Annotated in this window: 27 protein-coding genes; 18 read left to right on the top strand and 9 right to left on the bottom strand. The window is 69.1% G+C overall.

Translation table 11 applies throughout. The annotated features are described in order from the left end of the window. Positions 1-32: 32 nt before the first annotated feature. Genes ABD235_RS18900 through ABD235_RS18910 form a run of 3 tightly spaced genes read left to right on the top strand, consistent with a single transcriptional unit; the run spans position 33 to position 1,827 of the window. Positions 33-650, top strand: coding sequence for a hypothetical protein (locus tag ABD235_RS18900; protein WP_344175724.1), 618 nt, complete (start codon positions 33-35; stop codon positions 648-650). Continuing rightward, on the top strand, positions 647-1,225 hold the full coding sequence (locus ABD235_RS18905; RefSeq protein ID WP_344175726.1) for a hypothetical protein: 579 nt from the start codon (positions 647-649) through the stop codon (positions 1,223-1,225). The genes ABD235_RS18900 and ABD235_RS18905 overlap by 4 nt, the downstream gene beginning before the upstream one ends. Then, positions 1,222-1,827, top strand: coding sequence for a hypothetical protein (locus ABD235_RS18910; RefSeq protein WP_344175728.1), 606 nt, complete (start codon positions 1,222-1,224; stop codon positions 1,825-1,827). The genes ABD235_RS18905 and ABD235_RS18910 overlap by 4 nt, the downstream gene beginning before the upstream one ends. Here the strand turns inward: ABD235_RS18910 and ABD235_RS18915 are convergent. Beyond that, on the bottom strand, positions 1,781-3,169 hold the full coding sequence (locus ABD235_RS18915) for a hypothetical protein (protein ID WP_344175730.1): 1,389 nt from the start codon (positions 3,167-3,169) through the stop codon (positions 1,781-1,783). The genes ABD235_RS18910 and ABD235_RS18915 overlap by 47 nt on opposite strands. Before the next feature lie 83 nt (positions 3,170-3,252). On the opposite strand from ABD235_RS18915, the gene ABD235_RS18920 reads away from it, so the two are divergent. After that, entirely contained in the window at positions 3,253-4,011 is a 759-nt protein-coding gene (locus ABD235_RS18920; protein WP_344175732.1) for a class I SAM-dependent methyltransferase, read from the top strand. Positions 4,012-4,561: 550 nt separating this feature from the next. On the opposite strand, the gene ABD235_RS18925 is transcribed toward ABD235_RS18920, so the two are convergent. Beyond that, positions 4,562-4,801: a MoaD/ThiS family protein gene (locus ABD235_RS18925; RefSeq protein WP_344175733.1), complete on the bottom strand. Its 240-nt coding sequence runs from the start codon at positions 4,799-4,801 to the stop codon at positions 4,562-4,564. A 162-nt stretch (positions 4,802-4,963) separates the two neighbouring features. Between ABD235_RS18925 and ABD235_RS18930 the strand changes: the two genes are divergently transcribed. Together ABD235_RS18930 and ABD235_RS18935 are read left to right on the top strand one after the other, a co-directional pair. Beyond that, complete coding sequence (locus tag ABD235_RS18930; RefSeq protein WP_344175735.1) at positions 4,964-5,677, top strand: winged helix-turn-helix transcriptional regulator; 714 nt, start codon at positions 4,964-4,966, stop codon at positions 5,675-5,677. A gap of 163 nt (positions 5,678-5,840) precedes the next feature. Continuing rightward, the gene (locus ABD235_RS18935; protein ID WP_344175738.1) at positions 5,841-6,149 is read left to right on the top strand and encodes a hypothetical protein; all 309 of its coding nucleotides are present in this window, start codon (positions 5,841-5,843) and stop codon (positions 6,147-6,149) included. 151 nt (positions 6,150-6,300) lie between these two features. Here ABD235_RS18935 and ABD235_RS18940 read toward each other — a convergent pair whose 3' ends face one another. Beyond that, the gene (locus ABD235_RS18940) at positions 6,301-7,968 is read right to left on the bottom strand and encodes a bifunctional metallophosphatase/5'-nucleotidase (protein WP_344175740.1); all 1,668 of its coding nucleotides are present in this window, start codon (positions 7,966-7,968) and stop codon (positions 6,301-6,303) included. A 223-nt stretch (positions 7,969-8,191) separates the two neighbouring features. Between ABD235_RS18940 and mshD the strand changes: the two genes are divergently transcribed. The 3 genes from mshD (at position 8,192) to ABD235_RS18955 (ending at position 10,843) form a co-directional block, all read left to right on the top strand. Next, positions 8,192-9,109 carry a mycothiol synthase gene (gene mshD / locus ABD235_RS18945; protein WP_344175742.1) on the top strand — a complete coding sequence of 306 codons (918 nt, stop codon included), beginning with the start codon at positions 8,192-8,194 and terminating at the stop codon, positions 9,107-9,109. Positions 9,110-9,320: 211 nt separating this feature from the next. Further along, positions 9,321-9,923: a DUF6318 family protein gene (locus tag ABD235_RS18950; protein ID WP_344175744.1), complete on the top strand. Its 603-nt coding sequence runs from the start codon at positions 9,321-9,323 to the stop codon at positions 9,921-9,923. 413 nt (positions 9,924-10,336) lie between these two features. Next, positions 10,337-10,843 carry a PKD domain-containing protein gene (locus ABD235_RS18955; protein ID WP_344175746.1) on the top strand — a complete coding sequence of 169 codons (507 nt, stop codon included), beginning with the start codon at positions 10,337-10,339 and terminating at the stop codon, positions 10,841-10,843. Here ABD235_RS18955 and ABD235_RS18960 read toward each other — a convergent pair. Beyond that, complete coding sequence (locus ABD235_RS18960; protein ID WP_344175748.1) at positions 10,840-11,901, bottom strand: alpha/beta hydrolase; 1,062 nt, start codon at positions 11,899-11,901, stop codon at positions 10,840-10,842. The two genes, ABD235_RS18955 and ABD235_RS18960, sit on opposite strands and share 4 nt — an antisense overlap. Positions 11,902-11,988: 87 nt before the next feature. Here ABD235_RS18960 and ABD235_RS18965 point away from each other — a divergent pair, with 87 nt between their 5' ends. The 7 genes from ABD235_RS18965 (at position 11,989) to pstB (ending at position 19,985) form a co-directional block, all read left to right on the top strand. Beyond that, positions 11,989-14,145: an RNA degradosome polyphosphate kinase gene (locus tag ABD235_RS18965; RefSeq protein WP_344175750.1), complete on the top strand. Its 2,157-nt coding sequence runs from the start codon at positions 11,989-11,991 to the stop codon at positions 14,143-14,145. Positions 14,146-14,165: 20 nt separating this feature from the next. Further along, positions 14,166-15,044, top strand: a complete 879-nt coding sequence (locus ABD235_RS18970; protein ID WP_344175752.1) for an NUDIX hydrolase — start codon at positions 14,166-14,168, stop codon at positions 15,042-15,044. A gap of 149 nt (positions 15,045-15,193) precedes the next feature. Further along, the gene (locus ABD235_RS18975; protein WP_425553145.1) at positions 15,194-15,667 is read left to right on the top strand and encodes a bifunctional nuclease family protein; all 474 of its coding nucleotides are present in this window, start codon (positions 15,194-15,196) and stop codon (positions 15,665-15,667) included. Positions 15,668-15,968: 301 nt separating this feature from the next. Continuing rightward, entirely contained in the window at positions 15,969-17,102 is a 1,134-nt protein-coding gene (pstS, locus tag ABD235_RS18980; protein ID WP_344175757.1) for a phosphate ABC transporter substrate-binding protein PstS, read from the top strand. Positions 17,103-17,215: 113 nt separating this feature from the next. Beyond that, the gene (gene pstC / locus ABD235_RS18985; protein ID WP_344175759.1) at positions 17,216-18,268 is read left to right on the top strand and encodes a phosphate ABC transporter permease subunit PstC; all 1,053 of its coding nucleotides are present in this window, start codon (positions 17,216-17,218) and stop codon (positions 18,266-18,268) included. Further along, positions 18,265-19,188 (top strand): phosphate ABC transporter permease PstA, encoded by a 924-nt coding sequence (pstA, locus tag ABD235_RS18990; RefSeq protein ID WP_344175761.1) that lies wholly within the window; start codon positions 18,265-18,267, stop codon positions 19,186-19,188. The genes pstC and pstA overlap by 4 nt, the downstream gene beginning before the upstream one ends. 20 nt (positions 19,189-19,208) lie before the next feature. Beyond that, positions 19,209-19,985, top strand: coding sequence for a phosphate ABC transporter ATP-binding protein PstB (gene pstB / locus ABD235_RS18995; protein ID WP_344175763.1), 777 nt, complete (start codon positions 19,209-19,211; stop codon positions 19,983-19,985). Between the two features lie 85 nt (positions 19,986-20,070). Here the strand turns inward: pstB and ABD235_RS19000 are convergent, their stop codons facing one another. Next, entirely contained in the window at positions 20,071-20,535 is a 465-nt protein-coding gene (locus tag ABD235_RS19000; protein WP_344175765.1) for a DUF2752 domain-containing protein, read from the bottom strand. 87 nt (positions 20,536-20,622) lie between these two features. On the opposite strand from ABD235_RS19000, the gene ABD235_RS19005 reads away from it, so the two are divergent. Together ABD235_RS19005 and ABD235_RS19010 are read left to right on the top strand one after the other, a co-directional pair. Further along, positions 20,623-21,471, top strand: a complete 849-nt coding sequence (locus ABD235_RS19005) for an RDD family protein (protein ID WP_344175767.1) — start codon at positions 20,623-20,625, stop codon at positions 21,469-21,471. An 87-nt stretch (positions 21,472-21,558) separates the two neighbouring features. Continuing rightward, on the top strand, positions 21,559-22,215 hold the full coding sequence (locus tag ABD235_RS19010) for an RDD family protein (RefSeq protein ID WP_344175769.1): 657 nt from the start codon (positions 21,559-21,561) through the stop codon (positions 22,213-22,215). On the opposite strand, the gene ABD235_RS19015 is transcribed toward ABD235_RS19010, so the two are convergent. The 4 genes from ABD235_RS19015 to thiC all read right to left on the bottom strand — a co-directional run bounded on the left by ABD235_RS19015 (position 22,212) and on the right by thiC (position 25,501). After that, positions 22,212-22,766, bottom strand: coding sequence for a hypothetical protein (locus ABD235_RS19015; protein WP_344175771.1), 555 nt, complete (start codon positions 22,764-22,766; stop codon positions 22,212-22,214). The two genes, ABD235_RS19010 and ABD235_RS19015, sit on opposite strands and share 4 nt — an antisense overlap. Further along, positions 22,763-23,362, bottom strand: a complete 600-nt coding sequence (locus ABD235_RS19020; RefSeq protein WP_344175773.1) for a transposase — start codon at positions 23,360-23,362, stop codon at positions 22,763-22,765. Before ABD235_RS19020 ends, ABD235_RS19015 begins: the two co-directional genes overlap by 4 nt. Before the next feature lie 186 nt (positions 23,363-23,548). After that, the gene (locus ABD235_RS19025) at positions 23,549-23,794 is read right to left on the bottom strand and encodes a hypothetical protein (RefSeq protein WP_344175774.1); all 246 of its coding nucleotides are present in this window, start codon (positions 23,792-23,794) and stop codon (positions 23,549-23,551) included. 78 nt (positions 23,795-23,872) lie between these two features. Next, a complete protein-coding gene (gene thiC / locus ABD235_RS19030) occupies positions 23,873-25,501 on the bottom strand; it encodes a phosphomethylpyrimidine synthase ThiC (RefSeq protein WP_344175776.1) in 1,629 nt (542 codons plus the stop codon). Positions 25,502-25,505 lie beyond the last annotated feature (4 nt).

Below are 25,505 nucleotides of genomic sequence, written 5' to 3' on the forward strand. Positions count from 1 at the left end.
GCGGCGGCCCCCACCCTGGATACGCTTCGGCTGTGCAGGACACGGGGAGCGGAGAACGGGAGGAACTGCCCGAGCTGAAGGACCTGAAGGTCCGGGGCCGGCCGGTCAGGACCTGGGTGATCGGTGCGGTCGTCGTACTACTGGCGATCTCGGCCGCCTTCGGTGGACTGGCCAAGGCCTCCGACGAAGTCCCGGCGGTCGGCCCGGGGACAGCCGTCGACGCCGGCCAGTTCAGCGTGACCGTCCAGCGGGTGGTGATCGTCGAGGACCTCAAACCGCTCTTCACCCCCGACGAGGGCGGCGTCCTGATCGGCGTCGTGCTCAAGCTCGAGCTGACCGACAAGACCGGCGTCGAACCGCCGCGCGACCTGATCCGGCTGCTCGACGTCAACGGCGTCAAGCCCACCGACGCGCCGATCGGCACCACCAACCTGCGCGACCAGACCCAGGACCCGGTGCTCACCCCGCACCACGCCGAGGACGTCGCGTACGTCTGGAAGTTGCCCAAGGCCACCGATCTCCCGCGCGAGGTCAAGCTCGGCGTCCAGCACTACGAGTTCCGCGAGTCGGTCCTGGACCACCACGAGAACTGGACCAAGGACACGATCGCCGCCGAGGTGACCGTGCCGGTGAAGGACAACAGGAAATGACCCGCCGCAAGCTCGTCGACACGGCCCTGGTCGCCGTCGTCCTGGTCGCGATCGTCGGCCTGTACCGGCTCACGCCGACCGAGAAGGACTTCCAGCAGCCGATCGCGGTCAAGGGCGTCGCGGGCCAGGCCGTGCACACGCCACGCTTCGACTTCACCGTGGAGAAGGTCCGGATCAGCAAGAAGCTCCGCGTCCCGCGCACGACGCCGGACCGTGACACGCTGACCGACTTCGTCGTGATCGACGCCGTGGTCACCGCCAACCGCGAACCGATCCACCTGCAGAAGATCGGCATCCGGGCTTCCGACGGTACGACGTACGCCGCGGCGAACCGCAGCGAGCTGGACCGCAGCGACCTGACCGGCTTCCAGTTCGCGCCCGGCATCCCCGTCCGCGGCCCGCTGGTGGTCGAGATGCCGGCCGATCAGTTGCCGGGAGCAACGTTGCTGGTGCTGGAGAAGCAGATCTTCACCGACCTGGAGCCGCAGGCAACGATCGCGCTGGAGGTCTCGAAGGACCAGCTCGACGGCCTGCGCGAGGACGTCGCGATCCTGAACCCGGCGGTGGAACGATGACCGCGCGCCGCGCCCGGCCGAACTGGATCCGGCGCAACACGATCGCCCTGGCCTCGCTCGTGCTCACGATCCCGCTGCTCGGCTGGTGGTCGGTGCGCAGCGACTACGACTCCTGGTACGACAGCGAGCCGCGCGACGCGGTCGAGGTCGCGGCCGGCGGTACGTCGTACCAGGACGCCACCTGGTTCGCGGCGAGCGTCGAGACCGACCCTCAGCCGCGGGCCGGGCGGACCGGTACGCCGCTGCCCGACGGCACCACGCGGATCCGCGTGTACTTCCGGCTGCAGGTCGACGACGTCGCCAAGCTGGAGAAGCTCGGCGGGTGCCGGATCCATCTGCGCGCGAACGACGGCCGGACCTGGGACGAGTCGATCCTGGACGACGAGTTCCAGGACCGGCCGACCGGTTGCACCGGCGGCTACGACGACAATCCGCAGAGCTGGCGGGATCCGCAACTGGCGCCGTACTTCCTGAAGCCGGTGGCGGGTAAGCCGTACGAGACGGTCGCGGTGTTCGTCGTACCGACTTCCGTCGCGGCCGAAGTGCGGCCGACGATCACGTGGGAGACCCGGCTTCCGCAGTATCTGGCATTCCCGAGGTAGCGGCGGTCAGGTCGGTGACGCCGTAGTCTTCACTGCCGTCGCCGGTCGGGTGCACCGGGCGGGTCCGCGGCTTGAGGTAGCCGGCCAGGCCGCCCACCATGCGGTCGTAGGCCGCGGCGAGCAACGCGATCTGCAGCATGATCTTCAGCGCCTCGACGGCCAGCCCGATCGGCTCGTCGATGACCTTCCAGAACTGCAGCGACTGGGGGCCGACGACGTAGTCGCGCAGCAGGATCCAGACCGCGCCGGCGGCGTACGTGACGACCGCCCAGGCCAGGAAGTAGCCGAGCATCGGCCGGATCCCCGACCGCGCGACCAGCCGGAACGCGTCCCGGACCGGCCGCCAGCGGTCACGCCAGTCGGACACCATCGAGTTGCCGGCCACCTGGACCAGCCGCGGCGTGCGCTGCCAGCGGTTGCTGATCCGGTCGAACCGCCAGCGCAGCTGCTCGATCCGCTCCGCCTTCGGCACCGCCCGGCCGTAGATCACCGCAGTCATCGTGATCCACATCAGCGGCAGCACCGCGGCGCTCCACAGATCACCGATGCCCGCGGCAATGAATCCGGTGACGGCGTCCCAGATCTCGCGGATCCGCTCGACGCCGAGCACGTGGTCGAGCACCCAGCCGTAGGCGTCGTGGCCCCACTGCCACATGACCCGCTCCTTCAGCCAGCCCTTCGGCGAGGGCAGGTAGGCGGAGGCCTGGTAGGCGACGACGAAGATCCAGAGTGCCTCGAGGTAGGTGACGAACAACTTGCGGACCGGTCCGCCGTCGCGGTTCTTCTTGAACACCAGCCGCAGCAGGTACGCCGCGATGCCGAGCCCGATGAACAACCAGGTCGACAACGCCTGCAGCCCGGTCGGCGCCTGCTGGATCGTGCCGCCGCTGAGTGTGGTGGCGGCGTCGTCCATCAGGTTGTGGACGGCCAGCTGGTACTCGTAGTTCAGCGCCTCGGCCTGCAGGAACTTGTACGCCGCGTAGAACGCCAGGAACGGCAGCAACGCCGACGCCAGCGCGTCGACCGCCCCCGGCTCCTTGCCCGGCTCGACGCCGTCCGGCGCGAGCACGCCCTCGGACACCGCCCGCCGGTGGAAGGGCAGCTCACCGCGCAGTACCAGGAACATCGCGACGTACATCGCCAGCGAGATCACCACCAGCAGCGCCAGCACGGCGATCCCCGCCGCCTGCGCCCGCGCCCCCGCCTGCACCGCGACCCACAGCACCCCGCGATGCAGCAACTCGGCGACCACGAACACCGCCAGCAATCGAGGCCAAGCCCGCCCGAACAACCCCGCCGCCCGGCCCACCGTAGTGAGCAGGGTCCCCGTGTCCTGTGCCACAACCGCGCAATCTACCGGCCGAGGAGTCCTTGATCGGCGTTTATCGGGTAGCCGCCGGGCGTTCGGGTTGGCACCATCGACCGGTGAACGAACGAGCCCTCAGCTTCGGATCCGTCGCAGCCGCCTACGAGCGCTACCGGCCCGGGTATCCCCCGGAACTGGTCGACGCGGTACTCCGGTACGCGGAGACGTCGGTCCACACAGCATTGGAAATCGGCGCCGGCACCGGCAAGGCGACCCGCGCCTTCACCGCCCGCGGTATCGCGGTCACCGCCACCGAGCCCGACCCTGCCATGCTCGCCGAGCTACGCCGCCAGGTCCCGGAGGCATCGGCCTACCAAAGCACCTTCGAGGACCTGCCCGCCGGTACGACGTACGACCTGGTCTTCGCAGCCGCCGCCCTCCACTGGACCAACCCCACCGGCCGCTGGGAACGAATCGCAGGCCTGCTCGCCCCAGGCGGCACCTTCGCCTCCTTCGGCGGCCCCTTCCGCCTGGCCGACCCCGCCGTAGACCAAGCAGTCCGCACCGTAACCCGCCGCTACCTCGAAACCGACGAGATCCCGTCCCCCGACGGCACCCCCGAGAACAGCCCGATGCAGTGGCCCGGCACCGAACTCCTCCGCTCGCCACTCTTCACCGACGTCCACCAGTCGACGATCCACCGCCAAGTCACCATGCCCAGCCACGAGTACGTCGCCCACCTGTCCACCATCTCGGCCTACCTACAACTCCCCGAGCCCACCCGCCTCCAAGCCCTCACCGAGGTGCTCCAGGTCCTCCCCTTAGAGGTCACCATGAACACCGACCTGACCCTCCACCTGGCGCGGCGCGCGAACTAGCTCGCCGCCCGCCTGCCACCGCCGTGTGCCACCCGCCGCCCGTCACCTCGGCGTGCCACCGCCGCCGTCTACTCCCGCCCGAGGCCACGACACCGGCCACCGCCCGGTGCCACCGCCGCCGCGTGCCACCGCCGCCGGGTGCCACCGCCGCCGGGTGCCACCGCCGCCGGGTGCCACCGCCGCCGCGTGCCACCGCCGCCGGGTGCCACCGCCGCCGCGTGCCACCGCTGTCTGCCCCAGGTGCCGTCTGCCCCGCCACCTGCACCAAGCCCCCACCGCCCACCAGGCACCGGGCACCGGGCACCGGGCACCGGGCACCGGGCACCATCACCCCACCCTCTTCTCATCCGGCCGCCGCGGCCTCAGCCAACTCCGGCGTCGTCGGCCGCATCGCATGCGACCTCACCTCAGCGACGTACTGGAGAAAAGAACTGGCGGCACGGGCGAAGTCGGGGGCGGTCTGCCCGCAAACGGCATCAGATGGTGGCTCAGCCCGCAAACGGCAACCTGTGTTGGGCTCAGCCGTCTACAGCGACGCCACGTAACGGGCTCAGCCGCCCGCGAACGGCGGCAGCGCGTCCACCACCGCGCCGTCCTCGAGCTCAGCGGTCAACTCCACACGCTCCCCGGCGACCAGGAAAGTGCAGATGCCCAGCACCCGCGCCAGCTCCGGCCGTCCGGCTGAGACCGTGTCCACGAGTTCCTTGACCGAACCGGCCTGCGCGGTCGCGGTCGACTCCCCGGCCGCGGCGCGGGCGGCGGCGAAGTATCTGATGGTCACTTCCGGCATGTGGGAGACGCCTCACTGATCGACGGGGTCCTGGAGTATTATGTCAGCTTGCTGTTCCACACCAGTGTGTCTCGGGCCCCCGGCAATGACGCCGCTGGGGCCTGACGTGCTTCAGGACCGGTTCGCTCACCCGCGACCCGCCGACCCGCACAAGGAGACAGCGTGAGCACGTTGTTGCTGCTGACGAACGCGCTGCAGGCCTCCACCGAGGTGCTGCCCTCTCTGGCCCTGCTCCCGCACCAGATCCGGATCCTGCCGTCCGAGGTCGCCGCGCTGGTCGACGCGCCGGACGCCGACGCCGTCCTGCTCGACGCCCGCCGTGACCTGGTCACGGTCCGCGGGGTGGCACGGCTGATCCGGACCACCGGCATCGACGTACCGCTGTTCCTGGTCGTCACCGAGGGCGGCCTGACCGCGGTCAACGCGGACTGGGGCGCCGACGACGTCCTGCTCGACACCGCCGGCCCCGCCGAGATCGAGGCCCGTCTGCGGCTGGTGATCGGCCGCTTGGCCGCGGCTCGTAACGAGGATCCCGAAACCACGCTGATCCGCAGCGGCGACGTGGTCATCGACGAGGCGTCGTACACGGCGAAGCTGAACGGGCGCGCGCTCGACCTCACGTACAAGGAGTTCGAGCTCTTCAAGTTCCTCGCCCAGCACCCGGGCCGCGTCTTCACCCGTGAGCAGCTGCTCCAGGAAGTCTGGGGCTACGACTACTTCGGCGGCACCCGCACGGTCGACGTCCACGTCCGCCGCCTGCGCGCCAAGCTCGGCCCCGAGCACGAGTCCCTGATCGGCACCGTTCGCAACGTCGGCTACCGGTTCGTCATCCCGCCGACCACCAAGGACCGGGAAACGGCCGACGCGAAAGTCTGAGTCACCGCGTACGACGAACCTCCTGAGTCACACCAGTCACATGCGCCCCAACCCCGGCTGCTTTCCCACCCTGCAACGGATCTGACCGCACTAGTTCGGGCTTGGACCGGCGTGTAGCCGGGGTGCTACCTTGCGTATTCGGTCTGTTCACGAAAGGTGACCGATGGCGCACGCTCCGACTTCGCACCGCCGCGGTGCTGCTGCTCACGCATCGCATCGCAGCGATCCGTCCGACGGACCGATCCAGACGATCACCTGGCTCGGCCTGACCTTCGCCCTGGCTCTCGGCCTGCTGCTCAGCAGCCGCGCGCACGTCGGCGTCCACGCGGCCGGCATCACCCTGCTGGTGATGCTCATCCCGCTCACGATCGCGGTCTTCGGGGCCGGTATCCGTCGCGGCATCGGCTCCGGCCGCGCCGCCATCTCCACCGGCGTCGCCCTGGCGTTCGTCATCCTCAAGTTCGTCCTCTGACCCCAACGCCTCAGGACGCCGGCTCCCAACGCCTCAGGGCGCCGGCCACCAGTACGCCGTACGCCCTGAAGCCCGCCCGGATCACCTTCGACAGAAGGCAACCCGGGCGCCCGGCGTACCGGGCCTCACCTCGCGGCAGGCCCGGTCTTCGTCAGGAGACGCTGATCCGGTCCGTCGGGCCGGGGGTGTACGGGTCGTGCGCGGCCAGGTACGCCGCGAACGCGTCGATGTCGAGCCCACCGAAGAACTTGTTCGTCGCCGTGGTGAACGCCGGGAACCCGTCGCCACCGTCGGACAGGAAGTTGTTCGTCACGATCCGGTACGTCGTACCGTCCACGATCGGCTGCCCGGCGATCTTCACCGAGGCCGCGTCCACCTTCGCGCCCGGCGTACCGGCCGGGTTGTAGGTGTAAGTGATCCCGGCGACCTGCAGCACCTTGTTCGCGGCCTGGTTCGCGCCCGAGAACTGCTGCTCCAGCAGCGCCTTGATCTGCGTCCCGGTCATGTCCATCGACACCAGGAAGTTGTTGAACGGCTGCACCGTGAACGCCTGACCGAAGGTCACCGCGCCGCCGTTGGAGGCGAGGTCGGCCCGGATGCCGCCCGGGTTCATGAAGGCGACCACCGGGGTCTTGCCGCCGGTGACCGTCGACGGGTCGGCCAGCTGGGCGTCGGCGATCAGGTTGCCCAGCGGCGACTCGCCCGAGTCGTCCGGCGTCCGCACCACCGACGGGGTGGTGATGTGCCCGATCACCTTGGACTCGATCGGCGCGACCAGGGTCTGGTACTTGGTGATCAGCTTGGTGAGGTCACGGTTCTTCGGCACGTCCTGGGTGACGATCAGGTTGTTGGCCAGCGTGTTCAGCCGGTCGACGTCCTTGGTCGCGTTGTTGATGCTGAGCCGCACCTGGGTGACGACCTTGCCGAACGACGACGCGCTGGTGACGAGGCGCGGCTTGCCGGCCGGGTCGTTGATCGAGCAGTTGTACGCCGTGTGGGTGTGGCCGGAGATGACCGCGTCGATCGCCGGGTCGAGGTTCTTGGCGATGTCGGTGACCGGGCCGGAGATCCCCGGGCAGCTGTTGAACGCGCGCGGGTCGCTCGGGAAGCCGCCCTCGTGCAGCAGCACGACGATCGACTCGATGCCCTGCTTGCGCAGCTTGGGAACGAGCGCGTTCGCGGTCTCGACCTCGTCGGTGAACTTCAGCCCCTCGACGCCGGCCTTGGTGACGATGTTCGGCGTCGCCTCCAGCGTCATGCCGATGAACGCGATCTTCTGGCCGTTCTTGAACCGCTTGACCGTGTACGGCGCGAGCAGGGTCTGCTGGGTGTTCTCGAAGAACACGTTGGCCGACAGGTAGTCGAAGTCGGCGCCCTTGAACCTGGCCTTCGGGTCCGGGCAGGAGTTCTGGTTGTTCTGCCCGTCGCCGTCGTTCAGGCAGCCGCCGGTCTGCATCCGGAGCAGCTCGTGCCAGCCCTCGTCGAACTCGTGGTTCCCGACCGACGCGGCGTCCAGCCCCATCTCGTTCATCGCCTCGATGGTCGGCTCGTCGTGGAACGCGGCCGACAGCAGCGGGGACGCACCGATCAGGTCACCCGCGGCGACCGTCACGCTCTCCTGGCCCTGCGCCTTCGCCGCGGCGCGCAGGTTCTCCAGGTGGGTGGCCAGGTACTCCGCGCCACCGGCCGGGGTCCCGTTCACGTTGCCGCTGGAGCTGGTCGCCGGGTTGGGCGCCAGGTTGCCGTGGAAGTCGTTCAGCGCAAGGAGGTTGATCTGGGTGTGCGTCGGCTTCGGTTTGGCCGGCGCAGCCTGGGTCACGGTTCCCCCCGTGGCCAAGCCGAGTGCCACCGCGGTTCCGGCGGCCAGCAGGGCAACCGCCCGCGGACCCCTGAACCACGTCTTGTCTCGTCCGGTGAAGGCCATGTCTACTCCGTTGTAGTTTCGGTCCGCATTGGTGTGCGGTGCCGCGAAATTACCCGACACCGGCAGGACCGTCCAAGGACTTGGCGATGAACTGACCAGGACCTTTTACGGTATTCACGTGACCCTCGAAGCAGTTCCCTCACCGTTGCCCTCGGCCACCGCGGCCGCCGTCACCGAACTCGCTCGCCTGGCCGCGCAGAGCGACGACGTCAACCCGCTGTCCGAGCAGACGCTGCTCCACCTCGACGGCGAGCACCACGGCGACCTGCACGTCCTCGCGTACGCCGGTGAGCCCGGAACCCTGGACGTCGCCGGCCTGTCCACCACCCCCGGCGACCTGGTCGGCTACGCCACCCTCGGCCCCGACGGATCCGCTGAGCTCGTCGTCTCCCCCGCGGCCCGCCGCCAGGGAACCGGCACGGCGCTGTTGCGCACCCTGATCGACCACGCCGACGAGAAGCTCCGCGTCTGGGCCCACGGCCGCCTCCCCGGCGCCGACGAACTGGCCGCGTCGTTCGACCTGAACGTCAGTCGCGAGCTGTACTTCTTACGCCGTACGAGCGCACCGCTGCCCGAGATCAGGTGGCCGGACAACATCGACGTCCGCACCTTCGTCCCCGGCCAGGACGACGCCGCCTGGCTGAAGGTCAACGCCGCCGCCTTCGCGAGCCACCCCGAGCAGGGCGCCTGGACGGCCGCCGACCTCAACGACCGCTTCCACCAGGACTGGTTCGACCCCGAGGGCTTCTTCCTCGCCGTCGACCGGGAGACCGGCGAGGTCGCCGGATTCCACTGGACCAAGATCGAGCACAACGAGGGCGAGGTGTACGTCGTAGGCGTCGCCCCCACCCACCAGGGCTCCGGCCTCGGCAAGGCCCTCACGCTCCAGGGCCTCCACCATCTCCAGGAAACCCGGCACCTGGACACCATCACCCTGTACGTCGACGGCACCAACACCGCGGCCCGCCGCCTGTACGAGTCCCTCGGCTTCACCACCGCCGCGCTGGACGTCCAGTACGCCCCCGCCACCCTGTGAACGGTGTCACACCGAAATCATCCGCTCACATCGCGTCATAAACCGTCACAGTCGCCGTCCCACCATCAACCAGGAGCCGTCCGAGCCTCTCACCCCCCAGCCGGGCGGCTCCTGGGCCCACGCGGGTTATCCACAGCTGCAGCTTTTCCCATCTCGCCCGTCCCCCACGGACAGTTACGATCGACCAGTCGACTACGGAGGGCTGACGAACGTGACATTCCGCAACAACCTGACGGCATCAATCGCCGCCTGCCTGCTCACCACAGCCCTGGCCGCCTGCTCCAACAGCAGCCCAGAAGCAGGACGCCCGGAGACGGGACCGCCGCCTTCGACTGGTTCGCCTGACCGGCCCTCGAGCGCCACCCCATCAGCATCCGCAACTGCACCGAGCAAACCGCCCTCGCGGCCGACACCTGCCTCAGGTGCGAGCCTTGCTGCCGGCGAGGCATTCATCGCGTACTACGTGAGCCTCCTCAACTACTCCTACGCGACCGGCGACCCCAAGCCCTTCATGGCCGAAAGCGACCAAGGCTGTCTCGGTTGCAAAGCGCTGGCTGGCTACGTTCAGAAGGTCAATGCACAAAACGGTGGACTCACCGGTGACTACGTGGACAAGTTGCAGGCGGTCAAGGAGATCTACCGCGGTGAGGCCGGGAAACTGGGTGGCTCCGCAACTCTCAAATCGGGTGACTTCGTGGAGCGGGCCAGCCCCAGCGCCTCACCGGTGCCGAAGAAGAGCGCGACCGGCACCATGGAATTCACCTTGTCCCCCTCCGGCGGCAATTGGGTGATGTTCGAAATGCAGATCACCTGATGCAGGCGCCACTTCGATCGTGGGCCGTGCTGACGTCGCTGGTAGTCGTCGGGACCGTGAGCGTCGGCGTAGGGCCAATTGGAACTGCGGTCGGCATGCCTGCCAGACCATCGGGCACGGCGACCAAGAACCCCTCAAAACCTCCCGCCAAGAAACCTGATGTGGACGCGAAGCCGTCCCGCTGGGGAATCGTCCTGGGCGGCCACGGGAAAGAATCTGGGCGGCTCACTCCTCGAAAGGAGTCGAAGCCTGGCCCCGAGTCCGAGGACGACTACCCGAGAAAAGGTCCGGCTCAGCCAGTTGGAGAGTCGAGACGGCGAACTCCGTTCCGGTTGAACCGCGGGATCTGCGGGTTGCCTGCTGCTGATGGAAGCGGGCGGATGGGGCCGGCACGTTGCCAGGAGGACGAACCCGTGGAGCCGGATCAGCCGACGCCTTCGGTGCCTGTTCAGCCGGACCTGCCTCGGCCGGAGGACGTCACCTGGGAACAGGTGCTGAGTGAGACGAAGAACGTGGCCTTCCCCGGGTTGCGGGTCAAAGTGCAGCCGGCGGACAAGACCCTGGTGAATCTGGACACGATCGTTTACACCGATCAGGCCGAGGTGACGAGCACGACCGTGACGCTGCTCGGGTTTCCCGTGGTGGTTGAGGCGACGCCGATGAGTTACACGTGGCGGTTCGGGGACGGGACGACGGTGACGACCGAGTCGCCGGGGAAGCCGTATCCGGCCAAGGAGATCACTCACAAGTACCTGAAGCGCGCCTCGGTGAGCATCACGCTCACCACCAACTACGCGGCCCGCTTCAACGTCGACGGGACCGGCTGGCAGTACATCGCGGGCACTGTCCCGATCACCGGCCCGGCGACACCTCTGCAGGTGCAGGAAGCGGTGCCAGTGCTGGTGGATCCGCCGAATTAAGGGTTGAGCACCGACTTCAGGTGGGTGTGGATTCGGCGTTGGGCTGCTCGCGTGGCGCCGCCGAGGTTGAGCATGTTGGCGAAGCCGTGGATGAGGGTGGGCTCCTGGTGGTGGATCGTGGGAACACCGGCGGCAGTCAGAGCGGCGGCGTACTCGTTGCCTTCGTCTCGGAGGGGGTCGAAGCCTGCGGTGACCACGTAGGCGGGGGCGAGGCCTTCCAGGGGACCGAAGAGCGGGGAGACTCGGGGGTCGGGGCGTAGCGCTGGGTCGGGGGTGTAGTGCTCGCGGTACCACATGATCTCTTCCTCGGTGAGGAAGAAGCCCTCGGAGAAGAGGTCTCGGGACGGGCGGCGGCCGACCAGGTCTACGGCGGGGTAGAGGAGCAGCTGCAGCGCCGGGGACGGGAGATCGCGTACGACGCATTGCTGGGCGACGATGGCGGCGAGGTTGCCGCCGGCTGAGTCGCCGCCGACGGCGACGAGGGACGGATCGGCGCCCAGGTCCTCGGCGTGTTCGACGGCCCAGCTGAAGGCGGCGACGGCGTCCTCGGCGGCGACCGGTGCGGGTGCCTCGGGAGCGAGGCGGTAGTCGACGGAGAGGACGCGGACGCCGGTCTCGGCGGCGACGTCGCGGCAGTAGGCATCGTGGGTCGTGAGGTCGCCGACGACCCAGCCGCCGCCGTGGAAGAAGACGAGGAGGCCGCGGCCCGGCGTACGGGGGACGTAGAGGCGGGCGCCGAGTTGGCCGTCGGCGCCGCGGACGGTGAGTTCCGTCACGCGCTGGATCTCGCGGGGCGGGCCGGCGACCAGGGCGGTGCCGCGGAGCAGACCGGCCCGGGCCGCGGCGACCGACTTCGGGACGCCGCCGCTGCCGGGGAGCAGGGCCTCGAGCCGGAGCAGGAGCTGCAGGTCGGGGTCGAGAACGTTGCCGTCGATCACGATCGGGGCGCCGGCCAGGCGGTGGCGGACCGCCGGAGGCAGCGCGTAGACCGGGGTCAGGGCATGGCCCTGGACAGCCTTCTGGACGGTTCGGAGCAGCGCGTCCACTCGTGGGTTCACAAAGAGTGACGCTAGCAACAACCGCCCGAATCGTGCAGACACAACCCGGACATGCCTCCAGCCACCTGCCGTTCACCAAAGGATGGGATGCTGGTCGACGTGGCTGGAGACTTGTTGGCGTCGCACAACCGGGAGTACGACGTCGAGCCCCCGTACGACATCACGGAGGCCGGCGACCTTCCCGAGGACCGGTTCTCGGACCGCGAGCTGAGCTGGCTGGCGTTCAACCAGCGGGTGCTCGAGCTGGCCGAGAGCGACCGCGTGCCGTTGCTGGAGCGGGCCAAGTTCCTGGCCATCTTCGCCAGCAACCTCGACGAGTTCTACATGGTCCGGATCGCCGGCCTGAAGCGCCGGATCGCAGCCGGCGTCGCCGTCCGGGCCGCCAGCGGCCTGATGCCGCGCGAGGTGCTCGACCGGAGCCTGAGCCGCAGCCGCGAGCTGATGGACCGCCAGGCCGAGACGTGGCGCAAGGTCGTGCTGCCGGCCCTGGTCAAGGAGGGCATCGACATCCTCCGCTGGGACGAGCTGGAGCACGCCGAACGCGAGGCGATGACACAGTTCTTCAAGGACCGCGTCTTCCCGGTGCTGACCCCGCTCGCCGTCGACCCGTCGCACCCGTTCCCGTACATCTCCGGCCTGTCGCTCAACCTGGCCGTCGTCGTCCGCAACCCCGACTCCGGCGGCGAGCACTTCGCCCGCGTGAAGGTCCCGCCGCTGCTGCCCCGGTTCGTGAAGGTCGCCGAGGGCCGGTTCGTCCCGCTCGAGGACGTCATCGCGACCCACCTCGGCCAGCTGTTCCCGGGCATGGAGGTGACCCAGGTCCACACCTTCCGGGTCACCCGCAACGAGGACCTCGAGGTCGAGGAGGACGACGCGGAGAACCTGCTCGCCGCGCTCGAGAAGGAGCTGCTGCGGCGCCGGTTCGGCCCGCCGGTGCGGCTCGAGGTGGAGGAGTCGATCGACCCGAAGGTCCGGGCGCTGTTGGTCTCCGAGCTCGGCGTCACCGAGGCCGAGGTGTTCGAGGTGCCGGGTCCGCTGGACCTGCGCGGCCTGTTCGACATCGCGTCGCTGGACCGCGCCGAGCTGAAGTACCCCGGGTTCGTCCCGTCGACGCACCCGCACCTGGCCGAGGTGGAGACCTCCAACCCGGCCGACATGTTCCACGCGCTCAAGCAGCGCGACGTACTGGTTCACCACCCGTACGACAGCTTCTCGACCAGCGTGCAGCGGTTCATCGAGCAGGCCGCGGCCGATCCGCACGTGCTGGCGATCAAGCAGACCCTGTACCGGACCAGCGGTGACTCCCCGATCGTCGACGCGCTGATCGACGCCGCCGAGGCCGGCAAGCAGGTGCTGGTCCTCGTCGAGATCCAGGCCCGGTTCGACGAGCAGGCCAACATCAAGTGGGCCAGGCAGCTCGAGCACGCCGGCTGTCACGTCGTGTACGGCGTGATCGGGCTGAAGACGCACTGCAAGCTGTCGATGGTGGTCCGCGACGAGCCGGACGGTCTGCGTCGCTACGCCCACATCGGCACCGGCAACTACCACCCGAAGACGGCCCGGATGTACGAGGACCTCGGCCTGCTGACCAGCGACAAGGTCGTCACCGAGGACATCGCCCACCTGTTCAACCACCTGTCCGGCTTCGCCCGCAGTACCGGGTCACGCCGGCTGCTGGTCGCTCCCCAGTCCGTACGCCGGGGCCTGCTGGACCGGATCGAGCGGGAGGTCCAGCACCACCTGGCCGGCCGTCCCGCCCGGGTCCGGATCAAGGTGAACAGCCTGGTCGACGAGGCCCTGTGCGACGCCCTGTACCGGGCGTCCCAGGCCGGTGTCCCGGTCGACCTGTGGATCCGCGGCATCTGCACCATCCGGCCCGGCGTACCGGGGCTGTCGGACAACATCCGCGTCCGCAGCATCCTCGGCCGGTTCCTGGAGCACAGCCGGGTCTTCTGGTTCGACAACGGCGGCGAGTCCGAGGTGTGGATCGGCTCGGCCGACCTCATGCACCGCAACCTGGACCGCCGGGTCGAGGTGCTGGTCCAGCTCAAGCAGCAGGACCAGATCACCGAGCTGCGCGAGCTGTTCGACCTGGGCTTCGACGAGCGGACCGGGTCCTGGTGGCTGCAGCCCGACGACACCTGGCAGGCCAAGCTCACCGGCCCGGACGGCGAGCCGCTGCGTGACCTGCAGGAGCGCCTGATCGCGACCCGCGGCCGACGCCGTCAGGCCGATCCCAACTAGGGCCCCGAAGGCTGGAGACGATGAGCAACCCGGCGCCCGTGATCGCCGCGGGTGGTGTGGTGTGGCGGGAACGCCGTGGCACGCGCCAGGTCCTGCTGGTGCACCGCCCCCGGTACGACGACTGGTCCCTGCCGAAGGGCAAGCTGACCGCGCACGAGCACGTGCTGTCCGCGGCGCGGCGCGAGATCGAGGAGGAGACCGGCCTGCGGGTCGTGCTCGGCCCGGCGCTCGGCGTCCAGCGGTACGACGTCCGCAAGAACGGCGCGACGGTGCCGAAGCTGGTGCACTACTGGTCCGCCGAGACCCGCGGCGACGGCGAGTTCGTCCCGAACGACGAGGTCGACCGGGTCGCGTGGCTCGGGGTCGACGAGGCCGCCGCCCGGCTCAGCTACCCGCGGGATGTGGACATCCTGCGCAAGCTCGAGTCCGCCGTACCGGTGGTCGCGTCGCTGGTCCTGATCCGGCACGCTGAGGCGGTCAAGCGCAAGGACTGGGACGGCGACGACACGGATCGTCCGCTGTCGGACGACGGCCGGGTCACCGCCGAGCGGCTGGTCGACGTACTGGCCGCGCTCGGCGTGGACCGGATCCGCAGCAGCGACGCCGAGCGGTGCGCGGCCACGGTCACCCCGTACGCCGCGGCGACCGGCCGCAAGATCCACCTGCACCCGGAGATCTCCGAGCGAGGGTTCGAGGCCGACGAACACGCGATGGAGGGCCTGGCCGGGACGGCCTGGAAGCACGGCCGCGTGACGGTTGTCTGCTCGCACCGGCCGGTGCTTCCCGCGCTCGCGCGGGAGCTCGGGCTCCCGGTCGGCAAGTTCTCCCCCGGCGCGTTCGTCGTCGCGCACCTGCTCGCCGACGGCCGGCTGGCCCACGAACGGTTCGGAGCGCCGTAGGGATGTGACTCCGCGCGATCCCGCCAATGCAAAGAGATCGTCACAGTCGGGGTCGCCGCCGAGTGCCGTGGGCCCTGCCGGGTATGTTCCTACCGAGGAAACCGGCGCCCTACCGGGAGCCGGCGGCACGGAGAGGCCGGGACCGCACCATGACACCGATGCGCGAACTGACCCTGATCGGGATCCGGATGGAGTCGCCCAACCGGGCGCCCGTGATGATGCTGCGCGAGACCGAGGGCTACCGCTACCTGCCGATCTCGATCGGTTCGGTGGAGGCGACCGCGATCGCGTACGAGGAGCAGGGCCTGCGGCCCTCCCGTCCGCTGACGCACGACCTGATGCGCGACCTGATCGAGGCGTTCGGCGTGCACATCGAGGCGGTGGAGATCGTCGAGCTGCGCGACGCGGTCTTCTACGCCGAGCTGGTGCTGGCCAACGGCGCCCGCGTCTCGGCCCGCCCGAGCGACTCGGTCGCGCTGGCGGTCAGACTTGGTACGCCGATCCGCTGCACCGAGCAGGTCCTGCGCGAGGCCGGCGTCGCCACGCCCGAGGAGGAGCAGGCCGAGCTCGAACGCTTCCGCCAGTTCCTCGACGGCGTCGCGCCCGAGGACTTCTCCAGCTGACGCGTTTCTTCACCTCCCGTACGGCGAACGGCGGCCGAGCCATCACCCGGCCGCCATCGGCGTCGCTTCCGCTCGTCGTGCGCCGACACCGGACCGTGACCAACAGGCCCTCGATGTGACTGAGGGTCACGGCTCTTAACTCAGTTCACCTGATGGCCTCCTGGCGGCACGCCAGTCGTCGCGAGCGCTACCGAAACCGTTCACCGCTCGTTCATCCGCGACGGACCATGCGGTCACTTGCTCTCCCTACCGTCTGTGGCAGATCACAAAGTCTGAATTCCCGCAGAAGGGCAACACTCTCGTGTCCGTCAATCGCCTGCTCCGCGTCGGCACCGTCGCCGTGGCCTCCCTCGGCGTCCTCGCTCTGAGCGCCTGTGGCAGTGACCCGGAGCCGTCGGGCTCCTCGACCCCGTCGGGTTCCACCTCGTCCTCCACCGGTGGCGACTGCCCCGAGGGCACCCTGAACGCCGAGGGATCCTCGGCGCAGAAGAACGCCATCGAGGAAGTCATCGCCAAGTACAACGAGAAGTGCGCCGACGTCACGGTGAACTACAACCCGACCGGTTCCGGCGCGGGCATCAAGCAGTTCAACGCCGGCCAGGTCGACTTCGCCGGCTCCGACTCGGCGCTGAAGACCGAGGCGGCCGACGGCGGCGAGGCCGAGGCGGCTGCCGCGGCCAAGCGCTGCCAGGGCAACCCGGCGCTGAACCTGCCGATGGTCATCGGCCCGGTCGCGATCGCCTACAACCTCGACGGCGTCAGCAAGCTGGTCGTCGACGGCCCGACCGCCGCGAAGATCTTCCAGGGCACCGTCAAGACCTGGAACGCGCCGGAGCTCGCCAAGCTGAACCCGGGCGTGACCCTCCCGTCGGCTCCGATCGCGGTGTTCTTCCGCTCCGACGAGTCCGGCACCACGGAGAACTTCACCAAGTACCTGGCGGCGGCCGGCGGCGGCGCCTGGACCGGCAAGCCGGCCAAGAAGTGGACCGGCACCGGCGCCGGCAAGGAGAAGTCGGCCGGTGTGGCCGAGGGCGTGAAGAGCACCAAGAACTCGATCACCTACGTCGAGTGGTCCTACGCGGTCGACAACAAGCTCGGCATCGCGCAGGTCGACTCCGGCGCGGGCCCGGTGGAGCTTTCCGCCGAGTCCGCCTCGAAGGCGCTGGCCGCGGCCAAGCCGGCCGGTACCGGTGCGGACCTGTCGCTGAAGCTGGACTACGCCACCAAGGCGGCCGGGGTCTACCCGATCATCCTGGCGACGTACGAGATCGCCTGCAGCAAGGGCCTGCCGGCCGAGAAGACCGCGCTGGTGAAGAGCTTCCTGACCTACTTCGCGAGCACCGAGGGCCAGGGCGCGCTGACCGAGCTGAACTACGCGCCGCTCCCGGAGGAGCTGCGGACCAAGGTCGACGCCGCCATCCAGGGCATCAGCTGACCTGCAACGACCGCAGTACGGCGTGATGCGAGCCCCGGCTTCCCTCCTACGGGCAGCCGGGGCTCGCCTCGTGACCGGAGCACCCCTACAACCCGGCGCTTGGAGCAGCACCCATGAGTAGTACAGACGGCACGGAACCGCCCGGCCTGCCGCGGGACGGCCAGAAGCTGGAGCTGGGCCCGGTCGGCCACCTCGGTGACCGGCTGTTCGCGGGCCTGGCCCGCGGATCGGGCGCCCTGGTGGTCCTGATCGTCGCCTTCGTCGGCATCTTCCTGCTGGCGCTGGCGATCCCCGCCCTGACCAAGAACGAGAGCAGCTTCCTCTTCTCCCGGATCTGGGAGCCCGGCGCGCTTCCGCCGCAGTTCGGTATCGCCGCGCTGTTCTACACCACCGTGGTCAGCTCGATCATCGCGATGGCGATCGCGGTCCCGATCGCGGTCGGGGTGGCGCTGTTCACCACGTACTACGCACCGAAGCGGCTGGCCGCGCCGGTGTCGCACGCGATCGACCTGCTGGCCGCCGTACCGTCGATCATCTACGGCCTGTGGGGCATCCTGTTCTTCGCCCCGATCCTGCGCCCGGTGATCGACGGGATCGGCTCGGCGCTGGGCTGGATCCCGATCTTCGAGAAGCCGCCGACCGACAACGTCGGCGTGGTGTTCACCGCGTCGGTGGTGCTGGCGATCATGATCCTGCCGGTGGTCACCGCGATCAGCCGGGAGATCTTCGCCCAGACCCCGATCGCGCACCGCGAGGGCGCGCTGGCCCTCGGGTCGACCCGCTGGGAGATGATCCGGATGGCGGTCCTGCCGTACGGTCGCTCCGGCGTGGTCAGCGCGTCGATGCTCGGTCTGGGCCGCGCGCTCGGGGAGACCGTCGCCGTCCTGATCATCTTGTCGGTGCCGAACGGCAACGACCCGTGGAACTCCTCGATCTTCGCCGGCGGCGAGACCTTCGCCTCGAAGATCGCCAACAACGCCGCCGAGTTCGACACCCCGGAGAAGACCGGGGCCTACATCGCGGCCGGCCTGGTGCTGTTCGTGGTGACCTTCCTGGTCAACTCGGCGGCCCGGATCATCGTGGACCGCAGCGGCCCCGGCGGCAAGCGGACCCGCAAGGTCAAGCGAGTCGGCGACAAGCCGCAGAGCGAAGGAGCAGCGCTGTGACCACCACGCTCGCGGCGAACCGTCCGGCGTACGACGGCAAGGCCCTGGACCTGACCGGCAAGTCCGGCAACCGGGCCTTCAAGAACACCCTGGCCAGCGTCCTGATCACCCTGTGCTTCCTGATCGCGCTGATCCCGCTGCTGTGGATCCTGTGGACCGTGATCAGCAAGGGCTACCACCTGCTGTTCGACGCCGGCTGGTGGTCGGAGTCGCAGCGCGGCATCACCGTACGGCGTGAGGGCGGCGGCGCGTACCACGCGATCATGGGCACGCTGATCATGTCCCTGATCACCGCGCTGATCGCAGTCCCGATCGCCATCCTCGGCGCGATCTACCTGGTCGAGTACGGCAAGGGCACCAAGGCCGCCAAGGTGGTCAGCTTCATGATCGACATCCTGACCGGTGTCCCGTCGATCGTGGCGGCGCTGTTCGTCTACGCGGTCTGGATCACGGTGTTCGGCTTCAACCGGGTCGGGTTCGCCGTCTCGCTGTCGCTGGTGCTGCTGATGCTGCCGGTCGTGCTGCGCTCGACCGAGGAGATGCTCAAGCTGGTCCCGGACGAGCTCCGGGAGGCGTCGTACGCGCTCGGGGTGCCGAAGTGGAAGACGATCCTCAAGGTCGTCGTCCCGACCGCGTTCGGCGGCATCATCACCGGCGTGATGCTCGGCCTGGCCCGCGTGATGGGTGAGACCGCGCCGCTGCTGATCCTGGTCGGCTACTCCAAGAACATCAACCTGAACCCGTTCGAGGGCTTCATGGGCGCGCTGCCGACGATGATCAACCAGGACCGGACCGAGCTGGCGCTGCAGCCGGCCGCGGACCGGGTCTGGGCGGCCGCGCTGACCCTGATCCTGCTCGTCCTCCTGCTCAACGTGCTGGCCCGCCTGGTCGCACGCTTCAGCGCGATCAAGTCCAAATAGTCGAGAGGTACTGAACCGATATGGCAAAGCGCATCGAGGTCAGCGGCCTCAACGTCTACTACGGCGACTTCAAGGCGGTGGAGGACGTGTCGATGACGATCGAGCCCCGGTCCGTCACCGCGTTCATCGGCCCCTCGGGCTGCGGCAAGTCCACCTACCTGCGGACCCTGAACCGGATGCACGAGGTGATCCCGGGCGCCCGCGTCGAGGGCAAGGTGCTGCTGGACCAGCAGGACCTGTACGCCACCGGCGTCGACCCGGTCGCGGTCCGCCGCGTGGTCGGCATGGTGTTCCAGCGGCCGAACCCGTTCCCGACCATGTCGATCTTCGACAACGTCGCGTCCGGCCTGAAGCTGAACGGCGTCAAGGACAAGAAGAAGCTCACCGAGGTGGTCGAGAAGTCCTTGCACGGCGCCAACCTGTGGAACGAGGTGAAGGACCGCCTCGACAAGCCCGGCGCCGGTCTGTCCGGTGGTCAGCAGCAGCGGCTGTGCATCGCCCGGGCGATCGCCGTCGAGCCCGAGGTGATCCTGATGGACGAGCCGTGCTCGGCGCTGGACCCGATCTCCACGCTGGCGATCGAGGACCTGATCGAGCAGCTGAAGGACCGCTTCACCGTCGTCATCGTGACGCACAACATGCAGCAGGCGGCCCGGGTGTCGGACCAGACCGCGTTCTTCAACCTGGCCGCGACCGGCAAGCCCGGCCGGCTGATCGAGATGGGCGCGACCAAGCAGATCTTCTCCAACCCGGCGGAGAAGGCGACCGAGGACTACATCACCGGCCGCTTCGGCTGAGCCGCCGGCTTAGGCGCCGCGGGCAAGCAGTTCGCGCCCGCGGCGCTTTTCCTTGCCTGCGGTGTTTTCCTTGCCTGGAAGGGATCTAGACCAGATTCCGCAGTACGCCGTACGCCGCCATCACGCCGAGGAACACCATCGGCGCGACTCGGGCGAACCGCTCGCCCGGACGCGGCCGGGGCAGGCGGAACCGGCCGAGCCGTTCCAGCGTCCATGCCAGCAGCAGGTAACCGACCACCAGCGCGACGACCGGGAGCACCACGAACATGGGCGGGTTGTACGGCCAGGCGCGCGCCACGTCGCCCTCGAGCAGGGCGGCGGCCATCCGCGTCGTCCCGCAGAACGGGCAGTTCAGCCCGGTGACGGCGTGAAACGGGCACGGCAGCCCGATCCGTCCACCGGACAAGCCGTTGACCACGGCAAGTACTCCACCGCCGGCCAGGACCGCGGCCAGGCCACGCACCCGCCGGTCCAACGGCTCGGGCGTGGCGCGGCCCGGCTCGTTGGCCCTAAGGTGTGCCGGATGCATGGCTCCACGGTAGACCGTCATCCGGACTCCCCGGTGCGGTGCGTGGTCGGTGAGCCTCAGACTCGCTAGCCTGCTATGACTCCTCAACGAAGATCAGAAGGGATCGTCGTGAGCACTCCGACGCCACCACCGGGTTTCGACCCCCAGGACCCGAACCAGGGCACCGGGGATCAGACGCCGGATCAGCCGGGCCAGTACGGTCAGCAGCCGGGCCAGTACGGCCAGCCGCAGCAGGACCAGCCCGGCGGTTACCCGGGTCAGCCGGGCCAGTACGGCCAGCAGCCCGGGTACGGTCAGCAGCCGGGCCAGCCGGGTTACGGCCAGCCGGGCCAGCCGGACTACGGGCAGCAGCCCGGGCAGTACGGCCAGCAGCCCGGCCAGTACGGGCAGCCGCAGCAGCCGGGCGCGTACCCGGGTCAGCCGGGCGGCCAGCAGTACGGACAGCAGCCGGGCCAGCCGGGTGGGTCCTCCTACCCGTCGTACCCGCAGGCCGGCGCGACGCCGTACGGCTCGCAGCCCTACGGCGGCTACGGCTACGGCAACCCCGGCGGTGAACTGGCCACCTGGCCGGTCCGCGTGGGCGCCTCGCTGATCGACGGCATCATCGTCGCGATCCCGTCCTGGATCGGCAACCTGATCTCCGGCGCCGGCAACGGCAGCTCGGGCGCGACCATCATCGGTCTGCTGCTGAGCCTGGTCGGCCTGGGCCTGTGGATCTACAACCGCCTGGTCCTGCAGGGCCAGACCGGCCAGAGCTGGGGCAAGAAGGCCCTCGGCCTCAAGCTGGTCACCGCCGACTCCGGCCAGCCGGTCGGCGTGGGCAAGGCCTTCCTGCGCGAGATCACCCACATCCTGGACGCCCTGCCGTGCTACCTGGGCTACCTGTGGCCGCTGTGGGACGACAAGAAGCAGACCTTCGCGGACAAGATCAACAGCACGTACGTCGTCAAGCTCTGACCTCGTACTCGTCTGCGTTCCGAGCGCCGTGGCCTGTCGAGGCCACGGCGTTCTGCTGTCCTCGAAGGTGTCGTAGAAAGGACTGTCGTGAGCACCCCTCCGTTCGACCCGAACCGCCCGCAGGACCGGCCGCAGTACCCCGTCGTACCGGGGCAGCAGCCGGGCGGGCCTGTGCAGTACCCCGGCCAGCCGCAGCAGCCGAGCTATCCCGGCCAGCCGAACCAGTCGGGGAACTACGCCCCGCAGTACAACCCGTCGCAACCGGGCTACAACCCCTACTCGGGCGGTGGCGGCGGCTTCGGCTACAACTACTCGCTGCCGGGACAGCTGGCCAGCTGGGGTTCGCGGGTGCTGGCCTCGATCGTCGACTCGCTGGTCCCGATCATCATCATCCTGGCCGGCGTCTTCGGCGCGGTCGCGGTCAGCGGCAGTCTGGAGACGATGAGCGACGCGGGCAGCACGGTCCTGGTGATCTGCTACCTCGGGTCGTTCGTCTTCCAGATCTGGAACCGGCTGATCCGACAGGGCCGCACCGGCCAGTCGCTGGGCAAGAAGGTGTGCGGCCTCAAGGTCGTCTCCGCGGAGACCGGCGAACTGATCGGCCTGGGCCGCAACTTCGGTCGCGAGGTCTGTGCCCTCATCTTCAACAACGTCTGCTTCCTGAACGTGCTTTGGCCGCTGTGGGACGACAAGCACCAGACCTGGCACGACAAGGTCGTGTCGGACATCGTCATCAAGCTCTAGCGGGACAGCAGCAGACCGGCGCAGGTGACCGACCAGAGCACGCTGGTGAACGTGCCGATGATGAACCGCTCCGCGACTGCCTGCGGGGTGACTGAGGCCGGCTGGTCCGGACTGCGCAGCTCGGGGTACCGGGCCAGGCCCTTGATGGCCAGCACGATCGCCAGTCCCTCGGGCCAGCCGGCCACCATCGAGCCGTAGATCGCACCGCGCTCCAGCGCACCGATCAGCGCGCCACCACGCAGTACCTCGCCGGCCTGCTGGGTCGACTGGGACCTGGTGTTCTTGCGGTCGACCAGGGCCAGGACGGACGTCGTCAGCGGGCCGCCACCGGTGACCGCCAGGGCGCCGGAGACCAGGAGCAGGACGTTCCACCAGCCTTCGCTCCAGCCGGTGACGCCGTCACCGGCCAGCAGGATGATGCCGTCCGCGGCCAGGCAGGCCAGCATGAAGCCGCTGACCACGATCTCGACGACCGACCCGGCCGGAAGGATGAACGCGACTACGGCAAGCACCAGCCCGGCCGCGGTGAGCGCGATGACAGCCGCCGTCATGCAGCGGCACCCGGTGCGAGCAGCTCGGCGGCCAGCAGCCGTCCCCGCTGCTCCTCGGCGAACCCTGCTGCCTGCGCCCGCTGGGTCACGGCCGACTGGCTGATCCCGAGCTTCACGCCGATCTCGCGGCGGGTCAGCCCTTCCGCCAGCAGGTCGGCCACGGCCCACCCGCGCTCGCTGCGGCGTCGTAGGACGGACGCCATCAGCCAGAGGACGCTCTCGACCTGGTCGGCCATCCGCGGGTCGTCGCCGACGACGTTCACGTGGTGGGGACTCGACTTGGCCTTGGTGACGGCGATGCGGGCGTTGAAGAACGCCGTACCGCTGCCCGCCCGCGTACTGCGTGGCAGCGGCTGGTCGACCGCGCCGATCCCCAGACCGATGTGCCAGTGGTCGGCGCGGATCAGCTGCACGATCACCTCGACCGTCGCGCGCGCCTCGGACAGCACGCCCTGCACCTCGTCGCCCGCCGTTCGCTCGAACTTGCGCAACAGACCGGTCCGGCGCGGCCGCCGGTTCAGCGTGTTCAGCAGCTCGGGTACGAGATCGCTCGCGCCGCCGCTGCCCCGCTGATCTACCGTGAGAACGAAGACCACCGCCCTGCACCTCCTTCTCGACGCAAGATTAAGGCTACAGTCTTATTCACGTAGAGTGAAGGAAAAAACCTGAACCGGTTCGCCCGATCACTCCCAGTGATCGCCCCGCAAGCTCACCGATCTCCCAATTCTCCGCTCAGATCAGTGGTGCCCGCCCACCGACTCACCGCCGGACCTCACGCGGAGTCAGGGCGTTTCGCAGAGGAACGGCGCGCGGTGGCCGCCGGAGTGGTACTCGTACGTGCGACCGCCGGCACTCAGCAGGATGCGGCTGCCGTCGGTGAGGACCTGGGCGTACATCATGCCGGGCTGCGGGCAGCCGAGGCTGCTGTCCGGCCAGGTCACCTCCTCGGAACTGACGACGGTGACGTCGTCGACCGGGACGCCGAGGCGTTCGGCGAGATCAGCTTTGGCCTGTTCCAGCGGGCTCATGGCGGACTCCTGTACGGCGGGGGATGAACCGCCATCGTAGGGCGGCCCCGGGCACGTTGCCCGGGGCCACCACCTCGATCAGTCCGCCAGCGGCAGGTACAACTTCTTGTCGTTGGCCTTGAACGTCTCCGACATCTCGGCGAAGCCGGCTTCGATGGCCTCCTCGGAGTCCAGGCCCTTCTCCTCGGCGTACTTGCGGATGTCGGCGGTGATCCGCATCGAGCAGAACTTCGGCCCGCACATCGAGCAGAAGTGGGCCGTCTTCGCCGGCTCGGCCGGCAGCGTCTGGTCGTGGTACGAGCGCGCGGTGTCCGGGTCCAGCGACAGGTTGAACTGGTCCTCCCACCGGAACTCGAACCTTGCCCTCGACAACGCGTCGTCCCAGTCCTGCGCGTTCGGGTGCCCCTTGGCCAGGTCCGCCGCGTGCGCGGCGATCTTGTACGTGATCACGCCCGTCTTTACGTCGTCACGATCGGGCAGACCGAGGTGCTCCTTCGGCGTCACGTAGCAGAGCATCGCCGTCCCGAGCCAGCCGATCTGTGCCGCCCCGATCGCACTCGTGATGTGGTCGTACGCCGGGGCGACATCGGTCGCGAGCGGCCCGAGCGTGTAGAACGGCGCCTCGCCGCAGAGCTCTTCCTCGAGCCGCACGTTCTCCGCGATCTTGTGCATCGGGACGTGCCCGGGCCCTTCGATCATCACCTGGACGTCGTGCGCCCACGCGATCCTGGTCAGCTCGCCGAGCGTCCGCAGCTCCGCGAACTGCGCCGCGTCGTTGGCGTCCGCGATCGACCCCGGCCGCAGCCCGTCGCCGAGCGAGAACGTCACGTCGTACGCGCGCAGGATCTCGCACAGCTCCTCGAAATGCGTGTACAGGAAGGACTCCTGGTGATGCGCGAGGCACCACGCCGCCATGATCGAGCCGCCGCGGGAGACGATGCCGGTGATCCGCCGCGCGGTCAGCGGCACGTACCGCAGCAGCACGCCGGCGTGCACGGTCATGTAGTCGACACCCTGCTCGCACTGCTCGATCACGGTGTCGCGGTAGACCTCCCAGGACAGCTCGGTCGGGTCGCCCTTGACCTTCTCCAGCGCCTGGTACAGCGGCACGGTGCCGATCGGGACCGGGGAGTTGCGGATGATCCACTCGCGGGTCTCGTGGATGTTCTTGCCGGTGGACAGGTCCATCACCGTGTCCGCGCCCCAGCGGCTGGCCCAGACCAGCTTCTCGACCTCCTCCTCGATCGAGCTGGTGACGGCGGAGTTGCCGATGTTCGCGTTCACCTTCACCAGGAACTTCTTGCCGATGATCATCGGCTCGGACTCCGGGTGGTGGTGGTTGGCGGGAATCACCGCGCGGCCGCGGGCCACTTCGGACCGGACCAGCTCCGGGTCCACACCCTCGCGGACCGCGATGTAGCGCATCTCCTCGGTGATCGTGCCGGCCCGGGCGTGCGCGAGCTGCGTCAGCCGCTCGCGGCCGGCGACCCAGTCCTTGCGGATCGGCGGCAGGCCGGCCTGGACGTCGATGGTGGCGCCCGCGTCGGTGTACGGCCCGGAGGTGTCGTACAGGTCGAAGTGCTCGCCGTTGGTGAGGTTCACCCGGCGGCCGGGGACCCGCAGGTCGCCCCGGTAGATCTTCTCCGAGCCCGAGATCGGGCCGGTGGTGACGGTCGGGCGAACGGAGTTGTTGCCGATGGTGGTCACGATG

The sequence above is a fragment of the Kribbella lupini genome (assembly GCF_039529595.1).
Lineage (GTDB): Bacteria > Actinomycetota > Actinomycetes > Propionibacteriales > Kribbellaceae > Kribbella > Kribbella lupini.

Excerpts from the sequence above, each read along its gene's own strand:
- ABD235_RS18905 (WP_344175726.1), top strand. The coding sequence starts at position 647 with ATGACCCGCCGCAAGCTCGTCGACACGGCCCTGGTCGCCGTCGTCCTG.
- ABD235_RS18910 (WP_344175728.1), top strand. The coding sequence starts at position 1,222 with ATGACCGCGCGCCGCGCCCGGCCGAACTGGATCCGGCGCAACACGATC.
- ABD235_RS18925 (WP_344175733.1), bottom strand. The coding sequence starts at position 4,801 with ATGCCGGAAGTGACCATCAGATACTTCGCCGCCGCCCGCGCCGCGGCC.
- ABD235_RS18935 (WP_344175738.1), top strand. The coding sequence starts at position 5,841 with ATGGCGCACGCTCCGACTTCGCACCGCCGCGGTGCTGCTGCTCACGCA.
- ABD235_RS18965 (WP_344175750.1), top strand. The coding sequence starts at position 11,989 with ATGCTGGTCGACGTGGCTGGAGACTTGTTGGCGTCGCACAACCGGGAG.
- ABD235_RS18970 (WP_344175752.1), top strand. The coding sequence starts at position 14,166 with ATGAGCAACCCGGCGCCCGTGATCGCCGCGGGTGGTGTGGTGTGGCGG.
- ABD235_RS18975 (WP_425553145.1), top strand. The coding sequence starts at position 15,194 with ATGACACCGATGCGCGAACTGACCCTGATCGGGATCCGGATGGAGTCG.
- pstC (WP_344175759.1), top strand. The coding sequence starts at position 17,216 with ATGAGTAGTACAGACGGCACGGAACCGCCCGGCCTGCCGCGGGACGGC.
- pstB (WP_344175763.1), top strand. The coding sequence starts at position 19,209 with ATGGCAAAGCGCATCGAGGTCAGCGGCCTCAACGTCTACTACGGCGAC.
- ABD235_RS19000 (WP_344175765.1), bottom strand. The coding sequence starts at position 20,535 with ATGACGGTCTACCGTGGAGCCATGCATCCGGCACACCTTAGGGCCAAC.
- ABD235_RS19015 (WP_344175771.1), bottom strand. The coding sequence starts at position 22,766 with ATGACGGCGGCTGTCATCGCGCTCACCGCGGCCGGGCTGGTGCTTGCC.
- ABD235_RS19025 (WP_344175774.1), bottom strand. The coding sequence starts at position 23,794 with ATGAGCCCGCTGGAACAGGCCAAAGCTGATCTCGCCGAACGCCTCGGC.